This is a genomic window from Succinimonas amylolytica DSM 2873 (genome assembly GCF_000378405.1).
Taxonomy (GTDB): Bacteria; Pseudomonadota; Gammaproteobacteria; order Enterobacterales; family Succinivibrionaceae; genus Succinimonas; species Succinimonas amylolytica.
The window spans coordinates 116,374-142,586 of sequence record NZ_KB899637.1 but is presented as its reverse complement, the minus strand read 5'-3'; the positions used below and the strand labels follow the sequence as shown (position 1 = coordinate 142,586).

Sequence of the window (26,213 nt, the reverse complement as noted above, 5' to 3'; positions counted from 1 at the left end):
GTTTTCCCCGGCGGCCAGAGTTCATCCTTATGCCATTGTTCCGGTCTCATTATTCCTTTCTGCCATGCTTCCCGGATTCGGCCTCCGGAGGCAGCAGTCTGACCCCGGGGATCTGTTCCAGAATAATCCGGTAATCCCCGGAGGCAAGTCCGTAATAATCCGCAATCCTGCGGTCTATGTCATTATAGATGGCAGCCGCGGTCTCCTGCGTCATTCCGGCACCGGAAATGAGCCGGTCTGCCAGATCTGTCACCACCTGCTGCTCAGCTTCCGGAACGGCCGGAATCGGAATGCTTTCAATATGGTTTCGCAGTACCTTCAGGGAATTAAATTTCCGTGAAAAGTAGAACTGGGCTATTCGGGAATTCAGAACCGTCATTACGTATTTTACAGAAAGCCCGGGAATTTTCGGGACTACAATGTTGGCGCTGTTCAGGGAAAGCGTCCCGCAGCAGTCATAGCAGAATGCCAGTTCCTTTGAAATAAAGCGGTAAATAAGCTTTTCCGGGGCCCGGTAGTAGCATTCCCGGGCGCATTGCTGAAATTCCCCGGGACGGAACACAATATAGTCGTTTTTGGGTCTCATGCCGTACCGGAAAATCATAGTTCCGCCTACGATAATCTCTCTCCCCTCCCCCGGGGCATGACAGAGATGCTTTTTATTATCTCCGGTGACAATCCCCAGGGCAAAATCCGCCTGCCCCAGAAGCCGTACCAGAGACGGACAGTTTTCCAGCCGATCCAGTATCCGCCAGGCCGCATCGTTCATGAAAAAGCTGAACCCCGCGCCGGATACGGGACGGTTTTCCTGAATAACGAAGCTTTCCTCCGGAGTTTCAACTCTCATGCCCGCGGTAGTCATGGGTTTTCCGGTTTTTTCCAGCTCCAGGATCACGCTGGGACACTGCACGCCATGAAAAATATCCCCCAAAGCGGCCAGATATCTTACCGAGGTGCTTCTGACAAGAAGCTCCCGCACCGGAGCATGGATCTGTACTCCGAGAACAGCTTCCGGGAGCACCAGAGACAGAATACCCCCGGATTCCAGACACTCCAGAGATCTTTCAATAAAGAGCGCAAAGGATTCCATAACCCGGCCCGCCACACAGCGATACCGGGTCCGGAGAAACTCCCGATCCTCATCACTGAACCGGTAGCCCCAGGGGGGATTTCCAAGAATAACCCGGTACTGCCGATCCTGTGCGTCCTTCAGAAAATCGGAAACCCGGAAATGCCCGCGGAGATAGGAAAGATCAGTAGTCCGGAACCGGAGTGCCATATTGATTCTCAGAAGCTTTACCGCCGTTTCGTCAATGTCACAGCCGTAAACGGCAGCAGCCGGTACGGTATCCGGAAGATTCAGAAGAAAGTTTCCGGTACCGGCACAGGGGTCCAGAACAGTCCCGTTAAGGCATGATGCCGGAAGTGCGGCCACCAGCCGCTCTACCGCATGACACGGAGTGTAGTAGGCCCCGGTGCTCTTGCGATCCCCGATATTAAGGATGGAAAGATACAGATACCCCAGGGCATCCTCTCCGGGCTCGTACTCGTACGGCAGCCGGAACAGGGCCCCGCAGTCCCGGATAAAATCCCGGACCGCACCTGAGTCCGGAAGGAGATCCCGGATCAGGGGCGTCAAAGGCTCCTCCTGTCCCGCATTCAGCCAGGAAAGGAGATCCGGACATCCGGAAAGCCCCCGGGCATGCAGCATTTTCACTGCGGCGTCAGCCAGGAGAATCCGGCCCTTTTCCAGGGGAAAAACGGACGCACAGCAGGAAATCGCCGCGGTTATGGCATCTACTGCCGCAAGGTTTGTACGGTTTTTTGTAATATAGGAGCAATAGGTGCCGCTTCCGGAGGTGCGGGTTTTGTTGCGTCTTCTTTTAAGACTGCTGTCAGCGGCATCCCCGGCGATATCATCCCGGAGATCCAGAATATCCTTTTTTCGGAACACGTTTTTTCTTCCCGCCTGCCCCGCCGGCACAATCCGGCCCAGCTTTACCCAGTTCCGCACTGTGGCCTCGCTGACCTCCAGAAGAGCAGCAGCCTGTGCCATACCGATAAGTTCCCCGGCGTCATGCGCCGTATCCGGGTCTTCCCGGGGGCGGTCACGGATGATGATTTTCGGGAATCCGGGAGCGGCGGAAGGCTTTTTTACCAGGGCCTCCAGTTTAAAGTCCTCATCCCGGCGGGAAATCTTCAGCGTCTTCGGAACAGTCTCCGGTTTTTCCGGACTGTCTGAAAGCGGCAGTGCTTTCGGCGGTTCTGAGGAAGCAGCACTGGAATCAGTTTTTACCTCCGCTAAATGGCCGGAATGCATCTCCAGCTCCGCAAAAAGGTCGATTTCTTCAAAATATCCGGTCTGTTTCTTTGAGTGTCTCATAGCTTCCTTTTATTCTCCAGCAGCCTCCGGTTCTGCAACAAAGTCCTGATGCTAGCATATCTTCAGGATATTTTCCGGAGGCGGAACTGAATTCCCGGAAGAGGAAAGACCTTCCTCTCGGAAAACGCCATACAACTAGCAAAACAGGTCTGAGTTTATTAAAGTTTTGTGACAAAAAGGATATAAATAATTACTGCGGGGAACCCTGACTATGCGAAAAGAATCCCTTAGCCGTCTCCGCACCTTAGCGAATAATCGTCTGCTACCGGAACATACCGGCCGCCCTGCATTTCCCGGGAGCTACTATCAGCGATGCATGACAGCACTAAACTCAAAACCAGAAAGGAAGAACTCCGCAAGGTGGCCTGCACCAAGGATCTTTATGCCTGGAGAAGGATTTTCTGGAAGTATTTCATTCTGGGCTACAGCTCTCCCCGCAGGACTCAGGAGGAGCTTAATATCAAAGACCGGCAGTACAGTTATGAAACCGGACTTCTCCAGACCTACTACAAAAACAGCGATCTTTCCTTCAATACCGGTTCCCGGGAATACGAATGCTTCATAGATCTGGGCATCAGCGTATTTCTGAGGAAAAATCCCTTTTTCAGCATCTTTCTCAGCAAAAATATTACCGAGAACGAATTCAATAACCTGTTTTCCATTCTTCTGGTTCTCAATGACGGCGCGCGGCACAGCAACAGAATCGGGAAAAGCCTCCGTAATCGCAGTAAATCAGGAGCAGATTCAGACCCCGCAGACGATGACACCGAACATACCGGGGAAACCACCATTATCAGACAGCTTTTCCAGACCGGCACTTCCGGAGATTCTGACAAAAGTGATAAACGGGATAAAGCCCTGGAAAACATGATAGCCATGCTGACGGAAAACGGCGTCATTACCGAATTCCGCCAGAATGCCCATTACTGCGAATACGCCCTGTCCGACACCACCGTCCGGAATATTTTCATCACCCAGGGCGGCTTTTCAGCTCCCGGCAGTAACAGTGTTCCACCGCTCTGGCTCCGCCATCTTAAAAGCTTTCTGAACTTCTTCAGTCTCACAGGATACTTCGGGGAGCTGGGCTACTATATCGAAAACGCGCTCCGGAACGAGCTCTTTAACGGCCGGGAAATCCGGATCCTGCCTGATGACCGCCGGGAAGCCGGCACCTTCAAGCATGCCTTCTGTGCCCAGAATCTCAATGACGAAATCGCCTGGTATCTTCTCAGGGCCATAAAGCAGCGCCAGATAGTGGAGCTGACAGTTCTGGAACCGGACGAAGCCCTGTACACCTATTCTGACCATAACAAGATTCTGGTTTACATGCTCCCGGCCAGGATTATCACCTCCTGCACCAAGGGGAGACGCTACATCTTTGGTTATATCGTTTCCGAAAAGCCCTTTCTCAAGGACGATTCCGTGCCGCGCCCGCTGAGAACCGGACAGACAGACTCCATTCTGCTGGACAGCATTGTGGATATCAGACCGCCGGAAACCCCGGAAATCTCGGTTCCCTCCGGCATTGTTCCCGCCGATCTCTACTCCGGCACCATAAAATGGGGAACCCGTACCCGCATAAAGAACACCTTAGAACGGGAACTGCACGGCACAGAACCGGAGCATCTCGAAATGGATCTGGATATCAGCATTGATCCCGAAAATGAATCCGACCGGGACGCCGAGCTGAACCACTCCGTAAGGAGACTCCGCCGGGAGTGCCGGAACGGCAAGGCGGACATTACCGGAATCAGCGGAAACTCCCTGCATGGCACCTACCGGACCTCTGCCTGTGACGAGGACGAGCTCCAGAGCTGGGTAAAAACCTACATCGGGAGAATTTCCGGTCTCCGCACCAGAAGACAGCGGTTCCGGAAGATCTTTCTCGGAGATCTGGACAAAATGCTTCAAATATACGGTCTTGCGGAATCCCGGTCTAAGCCGGAGCCGCCTCCTGAGGAGGAGACCGCCCCGGGTCCGGAATATTCCGAAGACTCCGGCGGCCGGGAGCCGGACAACAGCAGCAGAAAAACCTTCAAAACCCCCCGCTCTGATCCGGGAATATTCTCAGAATACTACGGCATCTATACTGAGATTACCCGCCGGATTCTCAATCACTGCTTCAGAATCAGAAGCTACACCCTGAAAAAAGACGATATCCGCAGAATTATTGCAAATGCGACAGATGACAGCGGACTCAGCTATCAGGTAAACGAGCGTTATAAAAAGCTTTATGCCGAACTGCTTTTTCCGGACTTCAATGACGGAAAGGATACCGCAGAGCTCAGCGCTAATGCCTGGTTCCATCTCAGACGCCCCGTGGAGCTTCCTCTCACCAGGACAGAAATTTCCTGGCTCTTTACCGCTCTTTCAGATCCCCTGGCCGAGCTGTTTTTTGACCATGAGGAATTCCTGAAAATCCGGGAGCGGATTCTGCCCTTTCTCAGAACCAGGAATCCCGAAGAGATCTGGCCCCCGGGAAAACTGTTTGACCGGAACGCCGCCGGCTCCCCCTTTGTGATTATCGATGCTGACCTGGACTGCGACCCGGTACTGGAACCAGTCCTCCGGTCTCCGGAAAGACTGCATGGCTATATCAGCAATTTTCGGCGCATCCGGAAGGCTATTGAGGAAAAAAGGTTCGTCCGTATTGCCTTCACCTCCGTCCAGACCGGAAAATCCATCACTGTTTCCTGTGCGCCGATCCGCCTGGAGTTTTCTCTCAAGAATGCCAAATTCCGGCTGTTCTGCATTTCCGGGGAGAACAGAGTCACTACCATTAATATCGCCACCATAACCAGTACTACACTGCTTGAAAGCTGTCCCTGGGATCCCGGCATTGCCGATACCGAAAGCTTTCAGACAGACCAGAGCAACAATCTCTGTTTTGCGGTGGTACGGGTTAGCCGGGAGAGAAACAGCATTGTGCGGTTCCTGACCGAGTTTTCCTACTACGACAAGCGGGCCTGCTATGACGAGGAAACGGACACCTGTCTGGTAAAAATCCTTTATCCCGATGCAGACTGGCGGGAAACCCTGATCCGCATTCTGGGCTTCGGCTCCACGGTGAAGCTGGAACCCGGACAGAAATTCACGGAGCTTCTGGCCAGAAAGAAGATTCCCCGGGACAAGGGCGACTTCAGCCCTGCCATCGTTTCGGACAATCAGGATAACTACCAGAAACTGCGCGACGAAATCAGAAGACGTCTTGAAAGACAGCGGCAGCTCTATTCCGCGGAATTGTCAGAAAAAGCCGCCATGGAGACCGCAGGCACAGAAAACGGAGGAATGCCAGAATGAACGATACGGAGACAGAAATCAGTAATAAGCCCCCCTTCTCGGAATGCCCGCAGTGCAGATCCTCCAGGGTAGAGGTAACTCCCGCTGGCTTCTCTTCCGGAAAAAGCTCCCTCCTCGCGGGGATCCGGCGCCTTCCCGGAGGATCCCGTCCTGGCGTGCTGCCCGGGGGGCACTACCGGATAAAGTGCCGGGACTGCGGCTATACCGGCATAATCCTTCTCCGCTGACATCCGAAAAACTCGCTTCCGCTATTCCGGAAATCCCCGCCCGGAAATCCCCGCCTCCGGTATTCAGCAGGCTATCAGGACAGGATAACAGGACGGCAGGGGCGGTTTATGGTGTACAATAGAAGGAGAAAGACTGTTTTTCGGAGGTTGTGTGAAAGAACTGTCACCTGAGATGCTGCGTCCCGTAATCACCGATATCGGAAGTCTGGACGACGAAAAAAAAATTACCTTTGCATCTTTTCAGAAAAGAGCCCTGAGTGCCATTCAGGAACTGGTATACACGGAAATGCCCAATCCGGTAATGCTGCTTACCGCGGCTCCGGAAACAGACTCCGTCCAGTGTATAGTGGATCTTCTGTCCCAGTGCCAGGTGCGGGAACAGCAGCTTTATGACATTGTCTATGCCGAAAATCTGGCCAACGAGCTCTCTCCCATGTGGCTGCATGTTAAAAGCGGCACCACTCAGGAGTTTACCGAGCTGATTCAGGATCTGGTAAAAAAGGCCAAGCTCAAGCTGGATCAGGAGGCGATTCTCGTAAAGCTCCTGAAAAAGCAGGACAACGACCCCAAGCTGGAGGAATACCTTACCGACCTCTGCAACTATATCATGCAGGATAAAATCAAGGCGGATCAGGTAATCCTCAATCTGATGGTGCAGCATATTCCCGGAAAGCCGCCCCTGATCTTCGGGCACGATCTTACCTGGAAGAAGCTCTTCGGGTGCGTCAACTACCTGACCGAAAACGGCACCACCTACTCCTCCCACGATCTTCTGGAACCAGGGCTTCTGAGAATGGCCGACGGCGGCTTTCTGGTGCTGCAGGTGGCCGAACTGGTGCACAATCCGGCCATCTGGTTCAAACTCCGGCATATCCTGGAAAGCGGGCTTGCCGGATGGGAAAACCCCAACGAAATCACCAACAGCATCATTCCCTTCTTTGCACCGGAACCCACCCCCGTTAACGTAAAGCTGATTCTGACCGGTTCCTACATCGATATCGCCGGTCTTTACAGCATTGATCCGGAATGCGGCACCGCCTTTTATCTCCGGGCGGATCTGATGAGCCAGTTCCCCCTTCAGGACAACCTTCACGATCTGGCACTTTATTTCCGGGATCGCTGCCGGCTCATCGGACTTCTGCCGCCGGACGAATCGGCCGTGCGCGTGCTTATTGAGAGAGCCTGCCGGCTGGCTGAAAACCAGACCAAGTTCGCTCTTTCGGAACAGGAGCTCTGCAATATCATGCGGGAGGCCAGCGGCAGAGCTGCCAGAAAGGAGCTTAAGGCCTTCACCGGCACCGAAGTAAAGGAAACCCTGGAGGCCAGAATTTTCCGGGCCAATACTACACTGGAGGAATCCGGAGACATGTTCCGGGAACAGCAGATTATTCTGCAAACCCGGGGCGAGGTGGTCGGACAGATCAACGGCCTATCGGTGATCCAGACCTTCGGCGACGATTTTGAGTACGGGGAACCCACCAGAATCACCGCCACCATTCACTCCGGGGCCGAAGGCGGCATCAGCGATGTGGAGCACAAGGCGGATCTGGCCGGAGAAATCCATACCAAGGCTATGATGATCATCAACGGCTACCTGACCCACAAGTTCGGCAATGACTATCAGCTGCCGGTCAGCGCGAATCTGGTATTCGAGCAGTCCTACAACGAGATCGACGGTGACAGCGCTTCCCTTACCGGACTGTGCGCCATTCTTTCCGCACTTTCCGAAAAGCCCATAAAGCAGCAGTACGCCCTTACCGGTTCCCTGGATCAGCTGGGCAATGTGCAGCCGGTGGGCGGAATCAATGAAAAGATCGAGGGCTTTTTCCGGGTCTGCAAGATTCAGGGACTTACCGGAAAGCAGGGGGTCATCATCCCCGAAAGCAACATTGCCTCGCTGGTACTGGAGGATGAAGTGGTGGCCGCCGTCAGGGACGGAAATTTTCACATCTATCCCGTAAAGATCATCGACGAGGCGGTGGAAATCCTCACCGGAGTCCGGGCCCTGCTCCGGGAAGAGGGAGCGGAAGGACTGAAGAGCATGGCCGCCTCCGAATCCGGAAAGTCCCCGGCCAAAAGTGACTCCGCGGCAGACGATAATATTTTTGATATTATCAGCAGCAGACTTTATGAAATCGATACCCGGGACGATCCGGTATCGCTGTGGGATCGCATCGGACAGTTTTTTCATCGCGGAGATTAGTCTCCGGCGTTATCAGCGGTGGAAAATATCTTCCGATACGTTAAAATGTAACTGACATAATTCAGGGTATCACTGATGCCTGTAACTGATTAGAAGGATTATTGATTTGGAAAATTCTGAAAACAAGCTGTCACTGTGCGACAAGGGTGTTAATTCATTTTCGCGTGACGATCTCCTGGCCTGCAGCCGGGGCGAGCTTTTTGGTCCGGGCAACAGTCAGCTTCCTGCTCCCAACATGCTGATGATCGATAGGATTGTGGAAATCAATGACCACGGCGGCGATCACAACCGCGGCATTATTGTTGCGGAATACGACATCAATCCCGATCTCTGGTTCTTCAAGTGCCACTTTCCGGGAGATCCGGTAATGCCGGGATGCCTCGGTCTGGATGCCATGTGGCAGCTCGTAGGCTTCTTTCTGGGCTGGAAAGGCGGGCCCGGGAAAGGCAGAGCTCTGGGCGTGGGCGAGGTAAAATTTACCGGTCAGATACTTCCGGATACCAAAAAGATCACCTATACCATCACGATGAAAAGAGTGGTTATGCGGAAGCTCATTATGGGCATTGCTGACGGCACGGTAAGTGCTGACGGTGTTCCTATCTATCAGGCCACGGATCTCAAGGTAGGTCTCTTCACCAACTGATTTCGGGACTCCCGGCAGTTTTTCTCCGGTCCGGATCGGCTACAATGCTCCGGATCTCCGGCGCCGCAGGATTTTGTTTTGTCCTGCGGCGCTTTTATTCTCTATCTGCCACCAGAAGCTGGTTAGTTTTAGTTTTAGTTTTAGTTTTAGTTTTAGTTTTAGTTTTAGTTTTAGTTTTTGTTTTTGTTTTCAGTTTCCGCAGCATGATACTTTTACCGGCGTTTTTGAGTTGTAAGACTGGAAAAACAGGCACCAGCCCTTATAACAACATGCCTTGTGCTTAAATTTTCTTTCAAATTAGCGGGTGCGAAACTTCCCTGCTGCTTAGTATTATTACCGGTTTTGCCTGATAAACCGCCAGCTATGCCGCCCGCTAGCGACAAACTCTGTAAACAGGTTCCGTAAATATAGCAGTTAGTCGACAGGCTGCCCCGTATCAGAACCCCCCATAAAGGCAGATTTTGAGACGTTTTACCAGAGAGGACAGTCAAACACCGTCACCGGTGCCAGCCAGCACTGCCGTACTGAACTTTTTAGGCAGCACTGGCACCTCCGGCAGTTTTCAGAAAAACCAGACCAGGGCTCCGGAAAACTCATTCAGGGGCCGCCCCCGCTTCCGAAAATCTCTGTTAAACTCGAAGCCGGCATTCCAGTCCTGCATAAGTCTCCGGGACCAGCTTATGCCAAAACGGCTCCGGGTTCCGAACCAGTCCCCGCCGGAAGCCAGATAATAATTAAAGCTGAGCCGGAGTCTCCCCAGATACTGCTGCCTTATTACTGCTCCGGCCGCAAAATCCATGGCGGCTTCGGGGCCGCCTGAGGTCAGAGCCGCCCTGCCGGATACTTCTGCGTAGGGATTGAAAATACCGTACCCGAAGCCGGCGCTGCCCCCCAGCCCCGCCTCCGGATACAGCGAGGAATGAAGAGCATTCCGCTCTCCCCGAAAGGAAATGGCAAAGCTGGTGCCCAGAGCATCGCCGGTCAGGAAATCCGGAATCCTTTTCATGCTGAGTAAATCAACACGCCTCAGGAAAAGCCGCTCCCCCAGATATTCCAGCCTGGTTCTCAGGAAGACGCTTTCTGTTATGGCCGGGCTGCCCCGGGCATCATCACGGAGATCGGTTATCACCGGAGTAAGCTCCAGAAAGCCGCCGGAAAGGCCGTGCCTTTCGTAAGGCCGGCGGGAGCTTCCGATTTCCCGGAAAAGATATCCGCCGCCTATGCGAAAAGGACGGTTTCTTTCCAGAGGATTCCAGGTCCGGCCCTGTTTCAGAAGAACGGTGTCGCTCCGGGAGGGACGGAGTCCGATTTCCGTGACAAGACCGTTCCTGTCGAGATGCTGGGCATACTCCAGCGGTGTGAGATAAAGAGAGCTCCGGGGTCCCTGAAAACGTGTTCCCGCAGCGGTCAGAAGCTCCTGAACGCCGGAGGCGCAGTTATGAGCGGCAAAGGAGTAGCCAATGCTGTGGGTACGAAGCTCAAATACGTGTCGCTGAAGCCAGGCGCGCTCCTCCGGGGTCAGACTGAGCCGGTATTCCCAAAGAGAACGGTTTTCCCCGGAAACATAGCTATAAATGAGATCATCGTAGGGATTAAGTGCAAAACGGCCTGATATGCTGCCGGTAAGAAAGTCCTGGAAAAGCCCCCAGGATCCCCGCTCCGCCGGTGCCGCAAAGCCAATGCCGTAATGCTGCGGTATCCCCAGAGGATTAACTCCCCGGACCATGATCATAAGATGGCCCATGGAGGAAATGGGGGATTCCGCCTTTTCTGTGGCAAAAACCGCAAAAACTTCATCAAAGGATACGTGATTCACATAGTCGCGATAGCCGGAACAGTATTCCGGCACCTCCTGCCCGGTAATAAAAAAATAGCGTGCCGGGTAATCACAGAGCAGCGGAGATTTTTCCTCCAGCAGTCTTACCGTGGCCTGATATTCGGCCTCGGGATCCCAAAAGCCCTCCGGGCTCAAAAAGAAATCGCTGTCCCCGTTCACCGAGCTCTCCCGGCCGGAGTAATGGAGAAGCCGCCGCCAGAGATCCTGTCTTTCCGGAGAGATGTTGCGGTATTCCGGCGGATCAGGCTCACCGGCCTCTCCAGAAGGCACCGTCAGAAAAAAAACTGAAACTGTTATGAGCATGACGGCGAAAAAGCGGATTATGGAAAAACCTGTTACAGAAAGAAACCGCGGCAGGAATCCCCGGCCGCTCTCAGATAATGCGCTCATGTATTGCTCCTGCCAAAAACTCAGATACCTGCGACTCGCGATCCCCATCGGAATAACAGGCGTATCCCGTACCCGGAATCCGCCTCTCTTCGTATTCACTGAGTTACAGGATTCCTCAGGACGCCTTAGCCGGATCTTCGCTGGCTGCAGAATTATCAGCTTTCGCAGGAGCTTCCGGAGACTTGTGACTCTCCTGATACCTGACGCGCAGCTCCTGCAGCCATTCCTGACACTCCGGGGTATCCCGTACCTTGGGATTTACCAGGGACACATCTCCGTATTTCCAAAGCGCCCCGGTAGAGCTGTCAATGGAGGTACTGAGCAGACTGGTAGCCAGAAAATCCAGAAGTGCCACCGGATTCATGTGGGACTTGATGGATTCGGTACTGGGCAGAATACAGTCGCTTTCCTGAATGTTTACTGTAATGGGGGCCATGGTTCTCTGCACATCGATGGTCTCCCCCAGAACCATGGTTCTGGGAGCCCGGCCCTTGTCAGTAAGAGCCACCGCCCGGACATTGCCGTCCAAAGCCGGCTCCTGAGAGCTGATCCTGATATATTCGCTGGTGCCGCTGAAAATAGTGGCGCAGCCGGGAAGAACAGCCAGGAGAGTCAGTACCGAAAACAGATTAAAGGAAGCAGACTTACGGATTTTCATGTGAATTCACCTTACATAATAAGAAAATAAAAACGTCCGGAAACGGGGTAGCTCCGATCCGGGGAGGCAGAACCTGGATTAGTTCCTGTCTCTGCAGGTAAATGGTAAAGCAGGGCTGAAACCTGTCCGGAATAAAAAAGTGCAAAGAATTAAAGCCGGAAGCCCCGGGAGGATTTATTGCGGAGCGGCACCGGAAAACTGACTTCAGGGGGACTGAAATCGTAAAGCGCATCTGGATGGGGAGGCCTGGAAGACTGCAGTAGTTGGACAGAAACAAGGCGGGACTTAGGGACGGGATTCCCGCCGGAGCCTCCTTTTCTGAGCGTCCTGGGGAAGCAGTTTAGAAGATGGCCCCCTGGCTGCACTCCCGCCTCCGGATTGCCCTGATTTTGGCCAGAGGCACTTTTTAGGCAAAGACCCCTTCCCTGTGATATAATCACTTCCGCTAAATTCGGTAATGGGGAAATTTTCCTGCATTTTATTTAATCATTTAAGGTTACAAATCATGAGAAAACCACTTGTAATGGGCAACTGGAAGCTCAACGGCACCAAGGAATCAGTTACTTCTCTCGTTAACGCACTCAAGGAACCTGCCGCTCAGGCACCTTCCGTGGAAGTAGCCGTATGCGCTCCGGCAATTTTTATCGGACTTGTTGAAAGCCTGGCCAAGGACACTGCAATCAAGTACGGTTCCGAGGACGTGGATGTCCACACCAAGGGTGCCTTCACCGGTGAAAACTCTCCTGAAATGATTAAGGAATTCGGCTGCAAGTACGCAATTGTCGGACACAGCGAGCGTCGCGCCTATCACAACGAAACCAATGAAGTGGTAGCCGCCAAGTACAAGGCTGCTCAGGAATCCGGCCTGATTCCGGTACTCTGCATCGGCGAATCCCTGGAGCAGTTTGAAGCACAGCAGACTGCCGAGGTGGTTAAGACCCAGCTTAAGGCCGTTATCGACATGAATGGCATCAAGTCCTTTGAAAATGCCGTAATCGCCTACGAGCCTATCTGGGCTATCGGCACCGGCAAGACCGCTACTCCTGAAATCGCTCAGGACGTGCACGCCACCATCAGAGCATATCTGGCCTCCTTCGACGCTGAAACTGCCGAGAAGGTGCAGATTCTCTACGGCGGCTCCTGCAATGCCAAGACCGCTCCGGATCTCTTCAAGCAGCCGGACATTGACGGCGGTCTCGTAGGCGGCGCTTCCCTCAAGCCGCTGGACTTTGCAGCCATTATCAAGGCCGCTGAAGTTTAAGTGACACATTAAAGACCACACAGACGGATGCCCGGGGCATCCGTTTTTTTGCAGAACAAGCTTATGATCAAAAGAATCGGGGTTCTTACCAGCGGCGGAGATGCTCCTGGCATGAATGCGGCAGTCCGGGCCGTGGTGCGCACCGCTCTGGCTGCCGGAGTTGAGATTTTTGGAATTCGGGACGGTTACCTGGGCCTGCATCAGGATCGTATCTATCAGATGAACACCCTGGATGTCACCAATATCGTGGGACAGGGCGGGTCAATTCTGGGATGTGCCAGATTCCGGGCTTTCGAGGAGGAGTCAGTCCGCCTTGAAGCTATTGAAAACCTGAGAAAAAGAGAGATCAGCTCCCTGGTGATTATCGGCGGAGACGGCTCCTATACCGGAGCACTGCGTCTCACCGAGATGGGGTTTCCCTGCATCGGGGTTCCCGGCACCATCGACAATGATGTGCACGGAACAGACTTTTCCATCGGTTATGATACCGCTCTGAATACCATTGTCGAATGCATTGACCGGCTCCGGGACACCTCAAATTCCCATAAAAGGGTAAACATTGTGGAGGTCATGGGCCGGCACTGCGGCGATCTCTGTGTTAACGCCGCCATTGCCGGAGGTGCCGATTTTGCAGTTGTTCCGGAACAGAATTTTGATCCCGAGGCCCTGTTCAGCTCCATAAGCCATGCCTTTGCTGCCGGAAAACGGCACGGCATCGTTGCTCTTTGCGAGAACATCGCCAATGCGGATCTTCTGGCCAAGGACATTGAAGGCAATACCGGCATTGAATGCCGTGCCACCATTCTCGGACATATTCAGCGTGGCGGCATACCGTCAGCTCAGGATCGCATTCTGGGATCCCGGCTGGGCGAACTGGCTGTCAAGCTCCTTCTGGACGGCATCGGCGGTCAGTGTGTGGGCATTATCAATAACGAGCTCGCCCATAACGGCATTGCCGAATCCATCCAGAACATGCCGCGAAAATTCGATGCCCGGCTGGCAGCACTGCCAACCCGGCTGTCCTGAAGCGGAAACATCCCGCGGCACTCAGAAAAGCGCAAAAATGCCGGAAAGGGACGAAACCGCCCTTCCGGCATTTTGCGTATCTTGAACATCCCTGCAGCCTTCCGGAAAAAAAACACCGCAAAAAAATCGGGCGTTTTTCACCATAAAGCCCCAAAATCTCACCTGAAAAATTCACCCCTGAGCTGAAATCCATTCCTTGAGAAACGGCATAATGCGGATATCACAGGGATCCCAGGGCAGACTCAGAATTTCCTCCAGAGTCCGGAAGCCGAAGTCCCGATGCTCCAGGGAATAGGGTTCGGCACTAGAGGTCTCCGTCATCATGAATACATGAAGCTCAATGGTAAAGCTGTCATAGTCATGAGTGAGAACACAAAGCTTTGCGGTAACCCGGGCAGGCACATGAAGCTCCTCCCGGATCTCCCGCACAATGCATTCCTCGGGAGTCTCGTTCTCCTCAATCTTTCCTCCCGGGAATTCCCATTTTCCGGCCATGGAATGTCCGGAGGCCCGGCATCCCGCAAAAAAACGGCCGTTTCTCGTAAGTATTCCGGCAGAAACCCGAAGAACCTTTTTCTCCGAAGTTTCCGGTCTAGCCTCCCCAGCAGCTGCAGGCATCTGATATTCCCTCATCCATTTCCACGGCCGGAGTTACGGAGCTCTCCTGCCTGATTTCCTCACGGGCGGGAATTCCGGCCGCCACCATATGAGGTCCGATATCCGAAAGCACCACACTGCCGGCGCAGATTTTAGCGCAGTCTCCGATTCTTACTTTTCCGACAACAATGGTATCCGGGCCGATAAGCACCCCGTTTCCGATTACCGGATGCCGGGCCCCCTCCTGGCAGGAATCGGCATGGCAGCCCAGAGTTACATTCTGGAGAATGGAAACATTGTCACCAATAACCGTGGTTTCTCCCATGGTGATGCCCGTGGCATGATCCAGCATAATCCCCCTCCCGATGCTTACGGCAGGATGGATATCCACATGAAACACCTGAGAAATCATCCCCTGCAGAAACAGCGCCATTTCATGCCGCTGCGATTCCCAGAGCCAGTGGCTGCAGCGGAAGGCCTCCAGGGCATGAAAGCCCTTGTAATAAAGAAGAACCGAAACCCGGGATCCCCCCAGGGCAGGATCGCGTTCCACCACAGCCTCAATATCGCTGGCTGCGATCTCCAGGGCATCAGGGCGGCATTCATAAAATTCCTGGAAAATGCCCCGCATGGTCAGTGCCGGCATCACAAATGACGAAAGCCGGCTGGCCAGCTGGATGCTCAGAGCCTCAGCCATGTTTCTCTGATTAAGAATATACTCCTGAAAAAAGCTGGAAAGCATCTTTTCATGCTGCAGTGTTTTCCGGGCTTCAGCGACTATTTTCTGCCATTCCTCATCTGACTGTTTCATATAACCTTAAAACCTATCTGTATAATTCCATATCCGGAATTATACCTGCATTGCATCATAACGGATACTGCGAACGCATTTTTGAGACCATATTGAAACCAGCGGTCCGGGATCCGGAGATTATGTACATCCATGTTTTTCCAAAAAGCGCCAGACGGAAGCACTAAAAAGGCCGCTCCGAAAGCGGCCCTTCATCATTCTGCCCCCCGGAAAAACCGGGAGCGGCACAGGCCCGGCCTAATCCACCTGCATAAGTTTCATATTGTTGGTCTTGCCCTGCTCGTCGGTATCTCCGTGGGTAATGATAATCCAGTCCCCATGAGCCAGATAGCCCTTGTTTTTAAGGGCTTTAAGCGCCTCTCTGGTAGCCTCCACCATAGTACCGTACCTGGAAGCGTCGAAGGAAAGCGGATAGACCCCCCGGTAAAGGGCGCACCAGTTAAGGGTTCTCTGCGAGGGAGACAGCGCAAAAATCGGCAGCGGAGAATGCAGCCGGCTCATCAGAAGCACAGTACGGCCGGTTTCTGTCAGTGCTACAATGCCCTTGATTCCCGGCAGATGGTTGGCTGCAAACATGGCGGACATGGCGATAGTCTCCTCGCCGCTGGCAAACTTGCTTTCGTTGCGGTAGGTGGAAACAACCATTTCCGGATACTGTTCAGCACCGCGGCAGACCTGATCCATGGCACAGACCGTCTCCACCGGATAGTCTCCGGCGGCAGTTTCTGCTGAAAGCATTACCGCATCGGTACTGTCAAGGATGGCGTTGGCCACATCCATTACCTCGGCTCTGGTGGGCATGGGAGACTTAATCATGGACTCCATCATCTGCGTGGCGGTGATCACCGGACGGTTCAGAGCCCGGGCTCTTCTGATAAGACGCTTCTGCACTCCCATAAGCTGGGAATCGCCTATTTCCACCCCGAGATCCCCGCGGGCCACCATAATGGCATCGGCAGCGCTGATAACATCATCCATGGACTCATCGGAGGCTACTACCTCGGCTCTTTCTATCTTTGCCACGATCTTGGCATTGGAACCGGACTGCCGGAGCAAGTCCCGGGCCAGCCCGATATCGCTTCCGGTCCTGGGGAAGGAAACGGCCAGAAAATCAACCCCGATTTCCGCCGCAGTCTGAATGTCCTTGCGATCCTTTTCGGTAAGTGCGGGGGCAGAAAGTCCGCCGCCCTGCTTGTTGATGCCCTTGTTGTTTGAAAGCGGCCCCGGAATCAGCACCGAGGTCAGAATCCGCGGGCCTTTCACCGACACCACCGAAAGCTGCACCCGTCCGTCATCCAGCATAAGCACGTCTCCGGTATGAAGATCCTTCGGCAGATTCTTATAATCGATGCCCACCGCCTCCTGGGTGCCCTCGCCCTTCGGAAGCTCAGCGTCCAGCGTGAACAGATCGCCGGTCTTCAGAAATATGGGACCATTCTTGAAAGTGGAGATCCGGATCTTCGGGCCCTGAAGATCTCCCATGATAGCCACGCACCGTCCCAGTCTGGCAGCGATTTCCCGCACTTTCCTGGCTCTGCCGATATGATCCTCGGCAGTACCGTGAGAAAAGTTAATCCGGACCACGTTCGCCCCGGCCTTAATCAGTTCCTCAAGAACACCTTCTCTGTCCAGAGCCGGTCCCATGGTACATACTATCTTGGTACGTCTAAACATTCTGTCACCTGTCTTTCATTTTAGTCCGATCCGGAATAATCCCGTTATCTTTAGCCGGAAAACATTGCTGTTCCGTTTCTTTCCCTACATGATACCCCAAAAGAATGCCCAGGGGGCAAAAAAACGCCATATTTATGAAAACGTATTCATCCCGGTTCCCCGAAAATTATTATCATCTGCCGGGAAGATCCTCCTGCTCATAGGGGACACTTCATCTCCGATGTGATAATATTACCTCAGCATGGTTTTTCGTCCGGGGAGACGGCATTCGCCCGCACCGGGGATCCCCCCGAAGAGCGGCGGTATCCGCCCCCTTAAGCATATGGAATTTTATATGGCAAAGAAAGTAGGAATTTTTTACGGCTCCGACACCGGTCATACTGAAGAAGCCGCACAGCTTATGAAGGAACTTCTGGGTGATGACGTGGCTGACGTGTTCGATGTGCGCTCCGTGGCAGATGCCTCCGTTCTCCTGAACTACGACCTGGTCATCCTGGGAACCTCTACCTGGTATCTCGGCGAGATGCAGGGCGACATGGATCAGTTCAAGGACAAGCTGGCCGATCTGGATCTCCAGGGCAGAACCTTCGCCCTGTTCGGTCTGGGCGATCAGATAGAGTATGCCGATTACTTTATCGACGGCATGGGGCATCTTTACCATCTGCTCCTCGAAAAGGGGGTTAAGCTGATTGGTGCCTGGCCCAATAACACCTATACCTTTAACAGCACCCTGTCACTTCTGGAGGGAGACAGCACCAAATTCGCCGGTCTGGCTCTGGACGAGGACAACCAGTCCGATCTGACCCCGGAGAGAGTGGCTCTGTGGCTGGATCAGATCAAGGGCGAAGCAGGAATCGCATAAGCCCCGAAATCTCGGCAGGAAAAGAGGTAGCAGCCCGGCTGCTACCTCTTTTTGCCTGCAACACCCCGGCGGCACAGAAAAAACTTTCTGGCCCGCCTGCTGTTTCAGCAGAGATCCTGGGGATATCCGGTTCTGAGAATTTCTTCCCGGTTCTCAGTAAGATATTCCGGCAGCGGTCTTTTTTTGCCGAAATCATCCACTGCCACATAGGTGAAGCCGGATTCGGCAACCTTTACCCGGGAGGCCCGGGCACTGCTGTTTCTCTTAGTCCAGAACTGCAGCTGAATCTTAAGAGAGGTGTTCCCGATATGGATGCAGCGGGCATAGACGCAGACCACATCCCCCACCTTCACCGGATTCCGGAACACAATTTCATCCACCGCCACGGTTACTACCTTTCCCCGGCACATTTCATAAGCCATCATGGCTCCGGCGGCGTCCATCTGGGACATAATCCACCCCCCGAAAACATCGCCGTTGGGATTGGCATCGGCAGGCATCGACATGGCTCTCAGCATCAGAATTCCTGCCGGAGTTTCCGGCTGATTAGCAGCTCCGGTACTAGCATCTTCCCGGCATTCGTTTGTCATAAAAAAGCTCTCCCTAGGTTATTCCGAACAGCAAGCATCCAGAGAATAGCGTCCCGGATTCCGGATACCGTCCTCCAGCACTGCAATGATCTCGGAAAGGCCCTCCCGGAGACACACCTCCCGAAACAGATCCTGAATCTCCGGCCGGGCCTTCCGGACATATCCCAGAAACTGCTTGATACGGGCCTTGCGGTAATGCTCCGCCATTCTTGAGGAAAGAATCTCCTCAAAACTGAGACAGGTCCTGAGCGAGGCAACTGCCGTCATGGGCTCTGCTCCGGTTCGGAGCACCCTTTCCAGATTAGGTACGGAAACCGCCTGTCTGCCGACCATGATATCCTGAAGCCCCGAAAGTCTTAAGGCCTCCCTGGCAGAATCAGGACCGGTAATATCCCCGTTTATTATCAGGGGAATTTTCGTGAGCTCAGAAAGTGGCTGCACCGCCTCCCATTTGACAGTTCCCGGGGTATAGACATCATTCCGGGTTCTGGCATGAATCGTAATGCGGCTGACCGCTGCCCGGTCCAGGTTCCTGATAATCTCGGGAGCCTCCGCGGCATCGTCCCATCCCAGCCGGATCTTGGCAGTCACCGGAATCTCCGGAGGTACCATATCCCGCACCGCCCGGGCCACATCGCCCACAAGCGCGGGATTCCTAAGCACTGCCGCCCCGCCCATGGATTTGTTTACCAGCCTGCTGGGACAGCCGAAATTGAGATCAATTCCGGGGGCACCCAGCTTTACGGCCACCATGGCACTTTCTGCCACGATATCCGGCCGGGATCCCAGAAGCTGTACCCACACCGGAGTTCCTGAAGCGGTGGTTCCGCCCTCCAGAAGCTCCGGAACTTCCTTGAAAAACACCTTCTGGGACACCACCACATCGGAAACCCTGACAAACTCGCTGACACACCAGTCGTAGCGGTTAATTTCAGTAAGAAGCCGCCGCATGGAATAGTCAAGCACTCCTTCCATCGGAGCCAGAACAATCATCCCGTCCATCATGATCTCCGGCAGCTGCACAGTACCGGACAGGCTCCGGCAGCACTAGTCATCATTAAAGTAGTCATCATAGCTGCAGCCCTGAAACATGGTAATCCTAAGATAGGTTTCCGAAGTAAATCTGTCCGTCTCCTCCGGTGTCAGATCCACCTTCATGATATCCGAAATCCAGGAGCTCCGGATCCGGGAAACGCTGTCCGGACCTGAATTACTGCGCACCCGGGAAACCGTGATTTCTCCCCTGAGATCCTTTTTGGTGAGTCCCCCATCAGCAGAATTTTCCCTGACGGTGGCTGTTTTTTTAGCCCAGGCGGACATCCTGGTGGGAGATTTGTTGTACTTTCCGGGAACAATCTCGCGCTTAATGCGCTTCCGGTACTTCCTGGCAAAGCAGTCAAACTCCTGACTGGTAATGGCGGGAAGGCGATCGGCATATGAGTAGACAAAAGTCTCGAAATCCCCTTCAGCATAATGCCAGTAATAATCGTCCCCCAGTCTGTCCCGGACATCATCCATGGACCGGAAGCTGCTCATAACAGTCTGATTGAGCTCCAGCACCCTGGAGTTATGAGCATCGGAAAACTCCCACATGGAAATAAAAAACATCGCCAGAAGCACGCCCGGAATATAGCCCCAGAGGCTGTCCGTCATAAAGCGGGGACACCTGGGAAACATTTCCCTGAGCATGCCGGACAGGGTATCCATAAAGGCCAGAACCCTGTTCTGGCCTTTTTCGGACACCCCCTCGGTATAGTCATCATACGGCGCATTGCCGGGATCAGAATTGTAAATCATGGACAGCTTCGCCTGTTTTTATAAATTCCGTGCCTCTCAGGCTCTTCGTCAGCCATGTTCGGATCAGCCCTGCGCTGTCCGGAAGATACCGCGAAAAGGCCTCGATTATTTCTTGCCTGAAGAGACGCCGGATTATTCTCCCGGCAATTATACCCTGTTATGAGCATCCTTTCTCCAGAAAACCGCTTCCGGATAATCATACGCACTCCCGCAGCAGTCGCAGGCGGCACCGCGGTATTTCCCCGGAAAAACCGGGAATCTCCTGAAAACAGACCAAAAAAGCAGCATGACAGAAAACGGGCTCGCGGATAAAAATCAAGAATTTTTTCCGAATGTACACACAATCCCGTGGTTATCCACAAGATTATCCCCAAAATCACTCTAACACCCTGTGTAAAACCGGACTGTTTTCCCGTTTTCTCCGGTAACTCCCGCTCATCCTGCCCCGTCCCCGGGGATTCGCATTTTTACATCCTGAAGACCCGGGAGAATCCGGCAAGCTGAAAAACCAAAAAACAGCTGTCAGTTTTGCGGAGAAGAAAAATTTTCCATTCCCGCCAGGGAGGAGTTTTAAGAGAAATGCGTAAAACTGACCATCCCGGCGATCAGGCTTTGACAAAAAGAACACCAATAACCGGAATCCGGTAACCCGGTACTGCAAGATATACGAAAAAAAACAATAGCGAGCGTCAGACTAAAATGAATAACCTGCACCGCATAATCAGCGAATCCCGCCAAAAAAACGCTCCTGCTATTTTTCCTTAATACTCTCCCTGTTTAAGAAAGTCGCTGGAATGTCAGATTACGAATTTACTGGCATCGGCACTCATTTCATCTGAGATCTCAGACATAACCTTTGTTGCCTGCAGGGTGCTGTCAGCACTGGAACTGACCTCCCTGGTGAGAAGAGCAATTCTGTGCAGGTTCGATGACATATCAAGAGAGGTGGCAGTCTGCTCTTCAGTAGCAACTGCAATCTGATTGATCTGGTTGTTTACGTTATTGACCTTATTCACAATAAGATTAAAGCTGTTTTCGATATTTTCCGTTTCAGCAGCAATCTCCTCCATCTGCGACACGGTATCCCTGAATGATACATTAGCAACCTCAACTTCATTCTGGATAGTCTTTATCATACTGTCGATTTCCTTAGTGGACTGTGCCGTGCGGCTGGCCAGAGCCCGCACCTCGTCGGAAACAACGGCAAATCCGCGTCCGTGCTCACCGGCACGTGCGGCTTCAATCGCAGCGTTCAGAGCCAGGAGGTTAGTCTGATTGGCAATGTCCTGAATAGATGCAATGATGGTGTCAATCAGTTTTGTTTCCTCGCCCAGTTTGGCGATTATGCAGGCATCATCGGCAGTTTTTCTTGAATGATTCCTGATTTTGGTAGCTGTCAGGCGCACTGATTCCATGCTGTTCTGGCAGGTGGTTCTGGTTTCCTCTGAGGCCATGGCTGCGGCGTTGCAGTTTGAGGCAATTTCCTTTGAGGTGGCTGCCATTTCCTCACTTGATGAGCTGATAGACAGCGTCTGACTGAGAATCTGCGATGTGGAGTCAGAAATTTTCCGGTTGCTGTCCTCAAGCCTGGTTACAAAATCGGTGATGGTCCGGGAATGCCCGCTCATTGCGGAAATAATGTTCTTTAAATTCTGGATCATGGAATTTATGGAGATGGTCAGTCTGCCGATTTCGTCCCGGCTCTTTGGTTTAACCGAAACTGTAAGATCTCCGGCAGAAACCCGGTCTGCGATATCAGCCAGGTGGTGCGTCCGGGCCCCCAGAGATTTTGAAAGCAGGTATGAGAACAGAACTGCAAGGGAAATTATGAGCACTGCAATGGAGATAACCATTAACGGACTGGTTTTTTCCCTGGCGGATATGTTAAGCTCCTGGAATCTTAATTTTTCGCGTTCCAGGATTTTTGCAATGTTGTCATCCGCATCATTGCCTATTTCCTTCATTTCCTTTTTAGTAAGGGCAAATGATGCCATGACTCTTTTTTCAAGTGGCTGAGATTCATCTCTGAGGATAGCATACAGGTCCTTGAATATGCCAGCGTACTTCTGATAGTCCTGTCTGATTGCTTCTACGTTTTCTTTGGTGTTTATATCTGTAGCTGCCGAGCTGACATCGGCAATGACACTGGCAGTTTCCTCAAGCTGGATGGCAATTTTGCTTTCATATTCATCGATGAGCTTCTGCTGCCCGGCAGCTATTCTGATGGCATAAATGCGCAGCTGTCTGAAATGAGCTTTCAGATCTGTTACAGGAATAATTATTCTGGTAGTAAGATTATTACCGGTTTCAAGATCCCGGGATACTCCATTCAGATATGCTGTACCTACTACGCCCTGGATAATGGATATGACCACAATCACTGCAAAGCATGCCAGAACCTTGTAGCCGATTTTAAGATCAGAAAAAAAAGTCATAGAAATCCCTGCCCGTCCTAACTCTTCGTTATCGTCATTGGAATTCGGGGAGTGTCAATTATCCAGTGCTGATTTTTTGCACACAGCGACAATAATTTAAGCATTGTATGCTGCGGCAAGCTCAGGTGGGTATTGATTTAGAATTAAATACTGTAATTTTTCTACCTGTTAAAATGTATTATCATATCATACGGATATACTTTAGCCAAAAAACATATCCTGAAACTTTTTATTAAAACACCTGAATTTACTAAAAACATTTCCTGTTTGTGATCTTGCTCATACCATTGCTTTTCAGTTTTGCCGGGGGTGTGATATAAACAGAAGAAGAATATTTACTTACGGCATGGAACACCTCCGTGCCGGCATTTTTAAATCGGCAGGAGATTTCAACATGCTGGTAGCAACACACAACGGCTCCTTTCATGCGGATGAGGTCACCGCATCGGTAATTTTTTACCTTCTTGACCCTGAAACTCGTTTTATCCGCACCCGGGATCCCGAAGCCATGGAAAAAGCGGACTATGTGGTGGACGTATCCGGACAGTTTGATCTGGAAAAGCATTTTGATCACCATCCCCGAGAGTTCAGGATTTTCCGGGAAAACGGGATCAAGTACGCCACCGCAGGACTTATCTGGAAAAAATTCGGCACCGAGCTTCTGAAAAAGCTGGCGGCAGAAACCCCGGATCTCGGGGAGGTTCCGGAAAACATTCTCAAAAAGGCCTTTGATACAGTGGATCGGAATGTCATGGAATATACCGACCTCACGGATAACGGACAGCTGGACAGCTATACCGCCCAAATCGCCGCTCCGGAAACCCCGGGTGAAACCGCAGTGTACCACCGGGTGAACCGGTTCTTTATGCACACCCCGGTTATCCCCTACCTAGTTGCCATGCAGAACAGACATGACGGTACCGACGAGGAACAGCTGGAACGCTTTCTGGACACCGTAAAGGCACTGGCAGTCCTGTATCGGAACATCTTTATAAAAACAGTCTCCGACACTCTCCTGGAAGAGGAGGTAATCAAAGCCTACGACGGCTCGGAAATTCTCCGCCTGGACAAAAAGCTGCCGTGGTTTGATGCGGTAATGAACAACTGGGATATCTTCACCGCCTGCAAAATCGCTATCTATCCCGACAAAAAGGGGTTCCGGATACAGTCTCTGCCGGGCTCCCTAAGTTCCCGCTTCATAAACCGCTGTAACTCTCCCCTGGCCTGGAGAGGCAAGGAGGGAGAGGAACTCCGCACTATCTCCGGTATCAGCACCATTACCTTTGTTCACAATTCCGGCTTCACCGGGGGCGCGGAAACCCGGGAGGACATCGATCTCATGGCCCGAAAATGGATAGACGGATCTGACAAATAAGCCTGTAACCGGCTTTGAATACCGTTGCATTTGAAGGGGGAAGCCGCGCGGCTTCTCCCTTTTTTCCGGCCCGGAGAAAACTCCCCGCAAAGCAGCCTGTAAAAAACGCCGGATCTCCGGACATCCGGCAAATCAGAAGCTGTAGCTCAGATCTCCGCGTAACGCCCTGGCACAGCCGGACCAGGCTTCCTCTGTATCCGGAATGTGATACTGTTCTTATTATTCATTTCCGAGGGACCAGAAAGCCGTATCAGTTCACGGGATTTGAATAATTATGCCCCCGGCTCCCGTCTTCAGAATATAATCGCCTGAGAGCGGGGTGTCGGCTTCGGGATCGGCAGAAGGATCGCCCAAAATACCGCTCCGGACAGTTCCCGGTAACCTTCAGGACGATGCTTCGTTTCCATACTGCGCCTGGAACTTTCGGGAGGCGCCGGATAATACAATCCTTTCTTCCGTTCTGAAATGCCGCCGGCAGATTCAGAAGCATGTTTGACAATAACTGAGACTAAAATGAATACTTTAAAATTATCGAGAATTACTGCGGAATTAGCGCTGGCCGGACTCCTCCTTTCCGGCATTTCCGGATGTGCTGTCATGTCAGAGGAAGAGTGCTACGCCACCAACTGGTATGAAAAAGGCTATGAGGACGGTACCCAGGGGAAGGCCTCAAGCATGCTTGGCGAATACGTATCCGCCTGCAGCAAATATGTGAGTGTGGATCGCAGCGGCTACAATCAGGGACGCCGGGAAGGTGCCGAAGTATTCTGCAATCCATCCAGAGCCTATGATCTGGGCATTCAGGGATACACCCTCACCGATATCTGCCGGGGTACCAGAAATGAAAGCGAGTTCATCAGAAAATATCAGGCCGGATATGTTATTTATGACATGGGCAAGCAGGTTGAGGAAATCGACAAAAAGCTGGAGGAAGTCAGCGAGCTTATGTCCAGCGGTGCTTACCGGGGTGACGTCTACGACAGACTGCGCAGCAACTACCGTTACCTGGAACAGCTCCGCTACCACGCCGCTGAAGACTACAACAAGCTGAGCACTGCCAACGGCAGAAAGGTTACTGTAAGAAACTACCGTAACGAAATTAACAGAATGCCTTACCCCGAGGCCCTGAGTGATGCCCGGACCATAAGGGACAACATTGCCGAAGCCGACCGGGAACTCGACAAAATCAGAAGGGACATGGATGATGCCCGCAGAAAAATGGACCATGCCGAAAATGACCATGATTACAAACGGTACAGAAAGCAGTGGGACTGTCTCAAGGATGCAGATCACCGGGTAAGAAGAAAGCTGGAAGACAGCAAGCATGACTACCATCCCCGGCGTATTGACTTCTCAAAAGAAAGAAAGCAGTGCCATTATTAAGGAAGCCTTCTCTTTAAGAATCCAGTGATCTGAGATTATTTCTGACAAGCCCGGTGCCCCGATTATTCGGCACGGGGCTTTTTTTATGAATCTCGGTTCATATCTCCGGAACACTAATCAATCATCTCGAGTTTCCCACACCTAAAATGAAACTTGACCTCTAAATCTAAGGGATTGGAAGAGAAAAAGAACTCTTATCGGGAAGCGGTATGAGGAATGTACAAAATCAAAGCCGGGAACAGTAATAACCATGATAAAGCGGGCTCTGAACTCCGGGCTTGAGGCTGATTGCGTACTTTTTGACACCTGGTTCGCTACGGCTCCGATAATCACCGGAATCCGGGAACTCGGGTTCCGGTGATATGTATGCTGAAACACATGAAGAATACCTCTTTCAAATACCAGGATAAGTACTGCTCCCTGAGAGACCTTGAAATCATGCTCAGGAAAAACGTCAGAGATTCCAATGACCTGAGGAGGTCATCCAACCCTGATATTTTGGGCTCTGTCATAGTTGAAACCAAAGAGACAGCCAAAGCTCCAAATACGATTAAGGCAAAGATTGTTATTCTCCGGCACAGAACCAATCCGCAAAAGACACTGGCGATACTGAGCACTGACATTGGAATGAGTGACGAGGATGTTGTTGTCCATTATTCCAGGCGCTGGCTGATAGAAGAGAATTTCTTCAATCAGAAACAGCTCCTGGGGCTTGTTAAGAAATGCCGGGCCAATCTGTATTCCTCGATCATTGCCCACGT

19 protein-coding genes and 1 pseudogene are annotated in these 26,213 nt (G+C 52.4%); 10 read left to right on the top strand and 10 right to left on the bottom strand.

Going from position 1 to position 26,213, the window contains the following annotated elements; all coding sequences use genetic code 11:
* Positions 1-49: 49 nt before the first annotated feature.
* On the bottom strand, positions 50-2,383 hold the full coding sequence (locus tag F557_RS21275) for a TaqI-like C-terminal specificity domain-containing protein (protein ID WP_019002084.1): 2,334 nt from the start codon (positions 2,381-2,383) through the stop codon (positions 50-52).
* 312 nt (positions 2,384-2,695) lie between these two features.
* Here F557_RS21275 and F557_RS0109975 point away from each other — a divergent pair, with 312 nt between their 5' ends.
* The 4 genes from F557_RS0109975 to fabA all read left to right on the top strand — a co-directional run bounded on the left by F557_RS0109975 (position 2,696) and on the right by fabA (position 8,756).
* Entirely contained in the window at positions 2,696-5,683 is a 2,988-nt protein-coding gene (locus F557_RS0109975) for a WYL domain-containing protein (RefSeq protein WP_019002083.1), read from the top strand.
* A complete protein-coding gene (locus F557_RS0109970; RefSeq protein WP_019002082.1) occupies positions 5,680-5,910 on the top strand; it encodes a hypothetical protein in 231 nt (76 codons plus the stop codon). Before F557_RS0109975 ends, F557_RS0109970 begins: the two co-directional genes overlap by 4 nt.
* A 151-nt stretch (positions 5,911-6,061) precedes the next feature.
* Entirely contained in the window at positions 6,062-8,113 is a 2,052-nt protein-coding gene (locus F557_RS19570; protein WP_019002081.1) for an AAA family ATPase, read from the top strand.
* Positions 8,114-8,219: 106 nt separating this feature from the next.
* Positions 8,220-8,756 carry a 3-hydroxyacyl-[acyl-carrier-protein] dehydratase FabA gene (gene fabA, locus F557_RS0109960; RefSeq protein ID WP_019002080.1) on the top strand — a complete coding sequence of 179 codons (537 nt, stop codon included), beginning with the start codon at positions 8,220-8,222 and terminating at the stop codon, positions 8,754-8,756.
* 562 nt (positions 8,757-9,318) lie between these two features.
* On the opposite strand, the gene F557_RS0109950 is transcribed toward fabA, so the two are convergent.
* Both F557_RS0109950 and F557_RS0109945 read right to left on the bottom strand, forming a co-directional pair.
* On the bottom strand, positions 9,319-10,983 hold the full coding sequence (locus F557_RS0109950; RefSeq protein ID WP_019002078.1) for a lipoprotein N-acyltransferase Lnb domain-containing protein: 1,665 nt from the start codon (positions 10,981-10,983) through the stop codon (positions 9,319-9,321).
* Between the two features lie 115 nt (positions 10,984-11,098).
* Complete coding sequence (locus F557_RS0109945) at positions 11,099-11,641, bottom strand: hypothetical protein (RefSeq protein ID WP_019002077.1); 543 nt, start codon at positions 11,639-11,641, stop codon at positions 11,099-11,101.
* A 505-nt stretch (positions 11,642-12,146) separates the two neighbouring features.
* Between F557_RS0109945 and tpiA the strand changes: the two genes are divergently transcribed.
* Together tpiA and pfkA are read left to right on the top strand one after the other, a co-directional pair.
* The gene (gene tpiA / locus F557_RS0109935) at positions 12,147-12,902 is read left to right on the top strand and encodes a triose-phosphate isomerase (RefSeq protein ID WP_026297864.1); all 756 of its coding nucleotides are present in this window, start codon (positions 12,147-12,149) and stop codon (positions 12,900-12,902) included.
* Positions 12,903-12,965: 63 nt separating this feature from the next.
* Positions 12,966-13,928 carry a 6-phosphofructokinase gene (gene pfkA, locus F557_RS0109930; protein ID WP_026297863.1) on the top strand — a complete coding sequence of 321 codons (963 nt, stop codon included), beginning with the start codon at positions 12,966-12,968 and terminating at the stop codon, positions 13,926-13,928.
* Between the two features lie 171 nt (positions 13,929-14,099).
* Here the strand turns inward: pfkA and F557_RS19565 are convergent, their stop codons facing one another.
* The 3 genes from F557_RS19565 to pyk form a co-directional block, all read right to left on the bottom strand.
* Positions 14,100-14,546 (bottom strand): (deoxy)nucleoside triphosphate pyrophosphohydrolase, encoded by a 447-nt coding sequence (locus tag F557_RS19565; RefSeq protein WP_044143382.1) that lies wholly within the window; start codon positions 14,544-14,546, stop codon positions 14,100-14,102.
* Entirely contained in the window at positions 14,521-15,336 is an 816-nt protein-coding gene (locus F557_RS0109915) for a serine acetyltransferase domain-containing protein (protein WP_019002071.1), read from the bottom strand. Before F557_RS0109915 ends, F557_RS19565 begins: the two co-directional genes overlap by 26 nt.
* 237 nt (positions 15,337-15,573) lie before the next feature.
* The gene (pyk, locus tag F557_RS0109910) at positions 15,574-17,010 is read right to left on the bottom strand and encodes a pyruvate kinase (protein WP_026297862.1); all 1,437 of its coding nucleotides are present in this window, start codon (positions 17,008-17,010) and stop codon (positions 15,574-15,576) included.
* A 334-nt stretch (positions 17,011-17,344) separates the two neighbouring features.
* On the opposite strand from pyk, the gene F557_RS0109900 reads away from it, so the two are divergent.
* Positions 17,345-17,872, top strand: a complete 528-nt coding sequence (locus F557_RS0109900; protein ID WP_157617839.1) for a flavodoxin — start codon at positions 17,345-17,347, stop codon at positions 17,870-17,872.
* Between the two features lie 104 nt (positions 17,873-17,976).
* Here the strand turns inward: F557_RS0109900 and F557_RS0109895 are convergent, their stop codons facing one another.
* From F557_RS0109895 to F557_RS21270, 4 genes are all read right to left on the bottom strand, one after another.
* Positions 17,977-18,462 (bottom strand): acyl-CoA thioesterase, encoded by a 486-nt coding sequence (locus F557_RS0109895; RefSeq protein ID WP_019002067.1) that lies wholly within the window; start codon positions 18,460-18,462, stop codon positions 17,977-17,979.
* Positions 18,463-18,480: 18 nt separating this feature from the next.
* Entirely contained in the window at positions 18,481-19,464 is a 984-nt protein-coding gene (locus F557_RS0109890) for a tRNA-dihydrouridine synthase (protein ID WP_169335189.1), read from the bottom strand.
* Between the two features lie 45 nt (positions 19,465-19,509).
* A complete protein-coding gene (locus tag F557_RS0109885) occupies positions 19,510-20,259 on the bottom strand; it encodes a hypothetical protein (protein WP_019002065.1) in 750 nt (249 codons plus the stop codon).
* A 797-nt stretch (positions 20,260-21,056) separates the two neighbouring features.
* On the bottom strand, positions 21,057-22,694 hold the full coding sequence (locus F557_RS21270) for a methyl-accepting chemotaxis protein (RefSeq protein ID WP_019002062.1): 1,638 nt from the start codon (positions 22,692-22,694) through the stop codon (positions 21,057-21,059).
* 394 nt (positions 22,695-23,088) lie between these two features.
* On the opposite strand from F557_RS21270, the gene F557_RS0109865 reads away from it, so the two are divergent.
* The 3 genes and pseudogenes from F557_RS0109865 to F557_RS22705 form a co-directional block, all read left to right on the top strand.
* Positions 23,089-24,069 carry an MYG1 family protein gene (locus tag F557_RS0109865; RefSeq protein ID WP_169335188.1) on the top strand — a complete coding sequence of 327 codons (981 nt, stop codon included), beginning with the start codon at positions 23,089-23,091 and terminating at the stop codon, positions 24,067-24,069.
* A gap of 513 nt (positions 24,070-24,582) precedes the next feature.
* Positions 24,583-25,452 carry a DUF2799 domain-containing protein gene (locus F557_RS0109850; RefSeq protein WP_169335187.1) on the top strand — a complete coding sequence of 290 codons (870 nt, stop codon included), beginning with the start codon at positions 24,583-24,585 and terminating at the stop codon, positions 25,450-25,452.
* A 366-nt stretch (positions 25,453-25,818) separates the two neighbouring features.
* Positions 25,819-26,213: pseudogene (locus F557_RS22705) on the top strand (hypothetical protein); the annotation flags it as partial.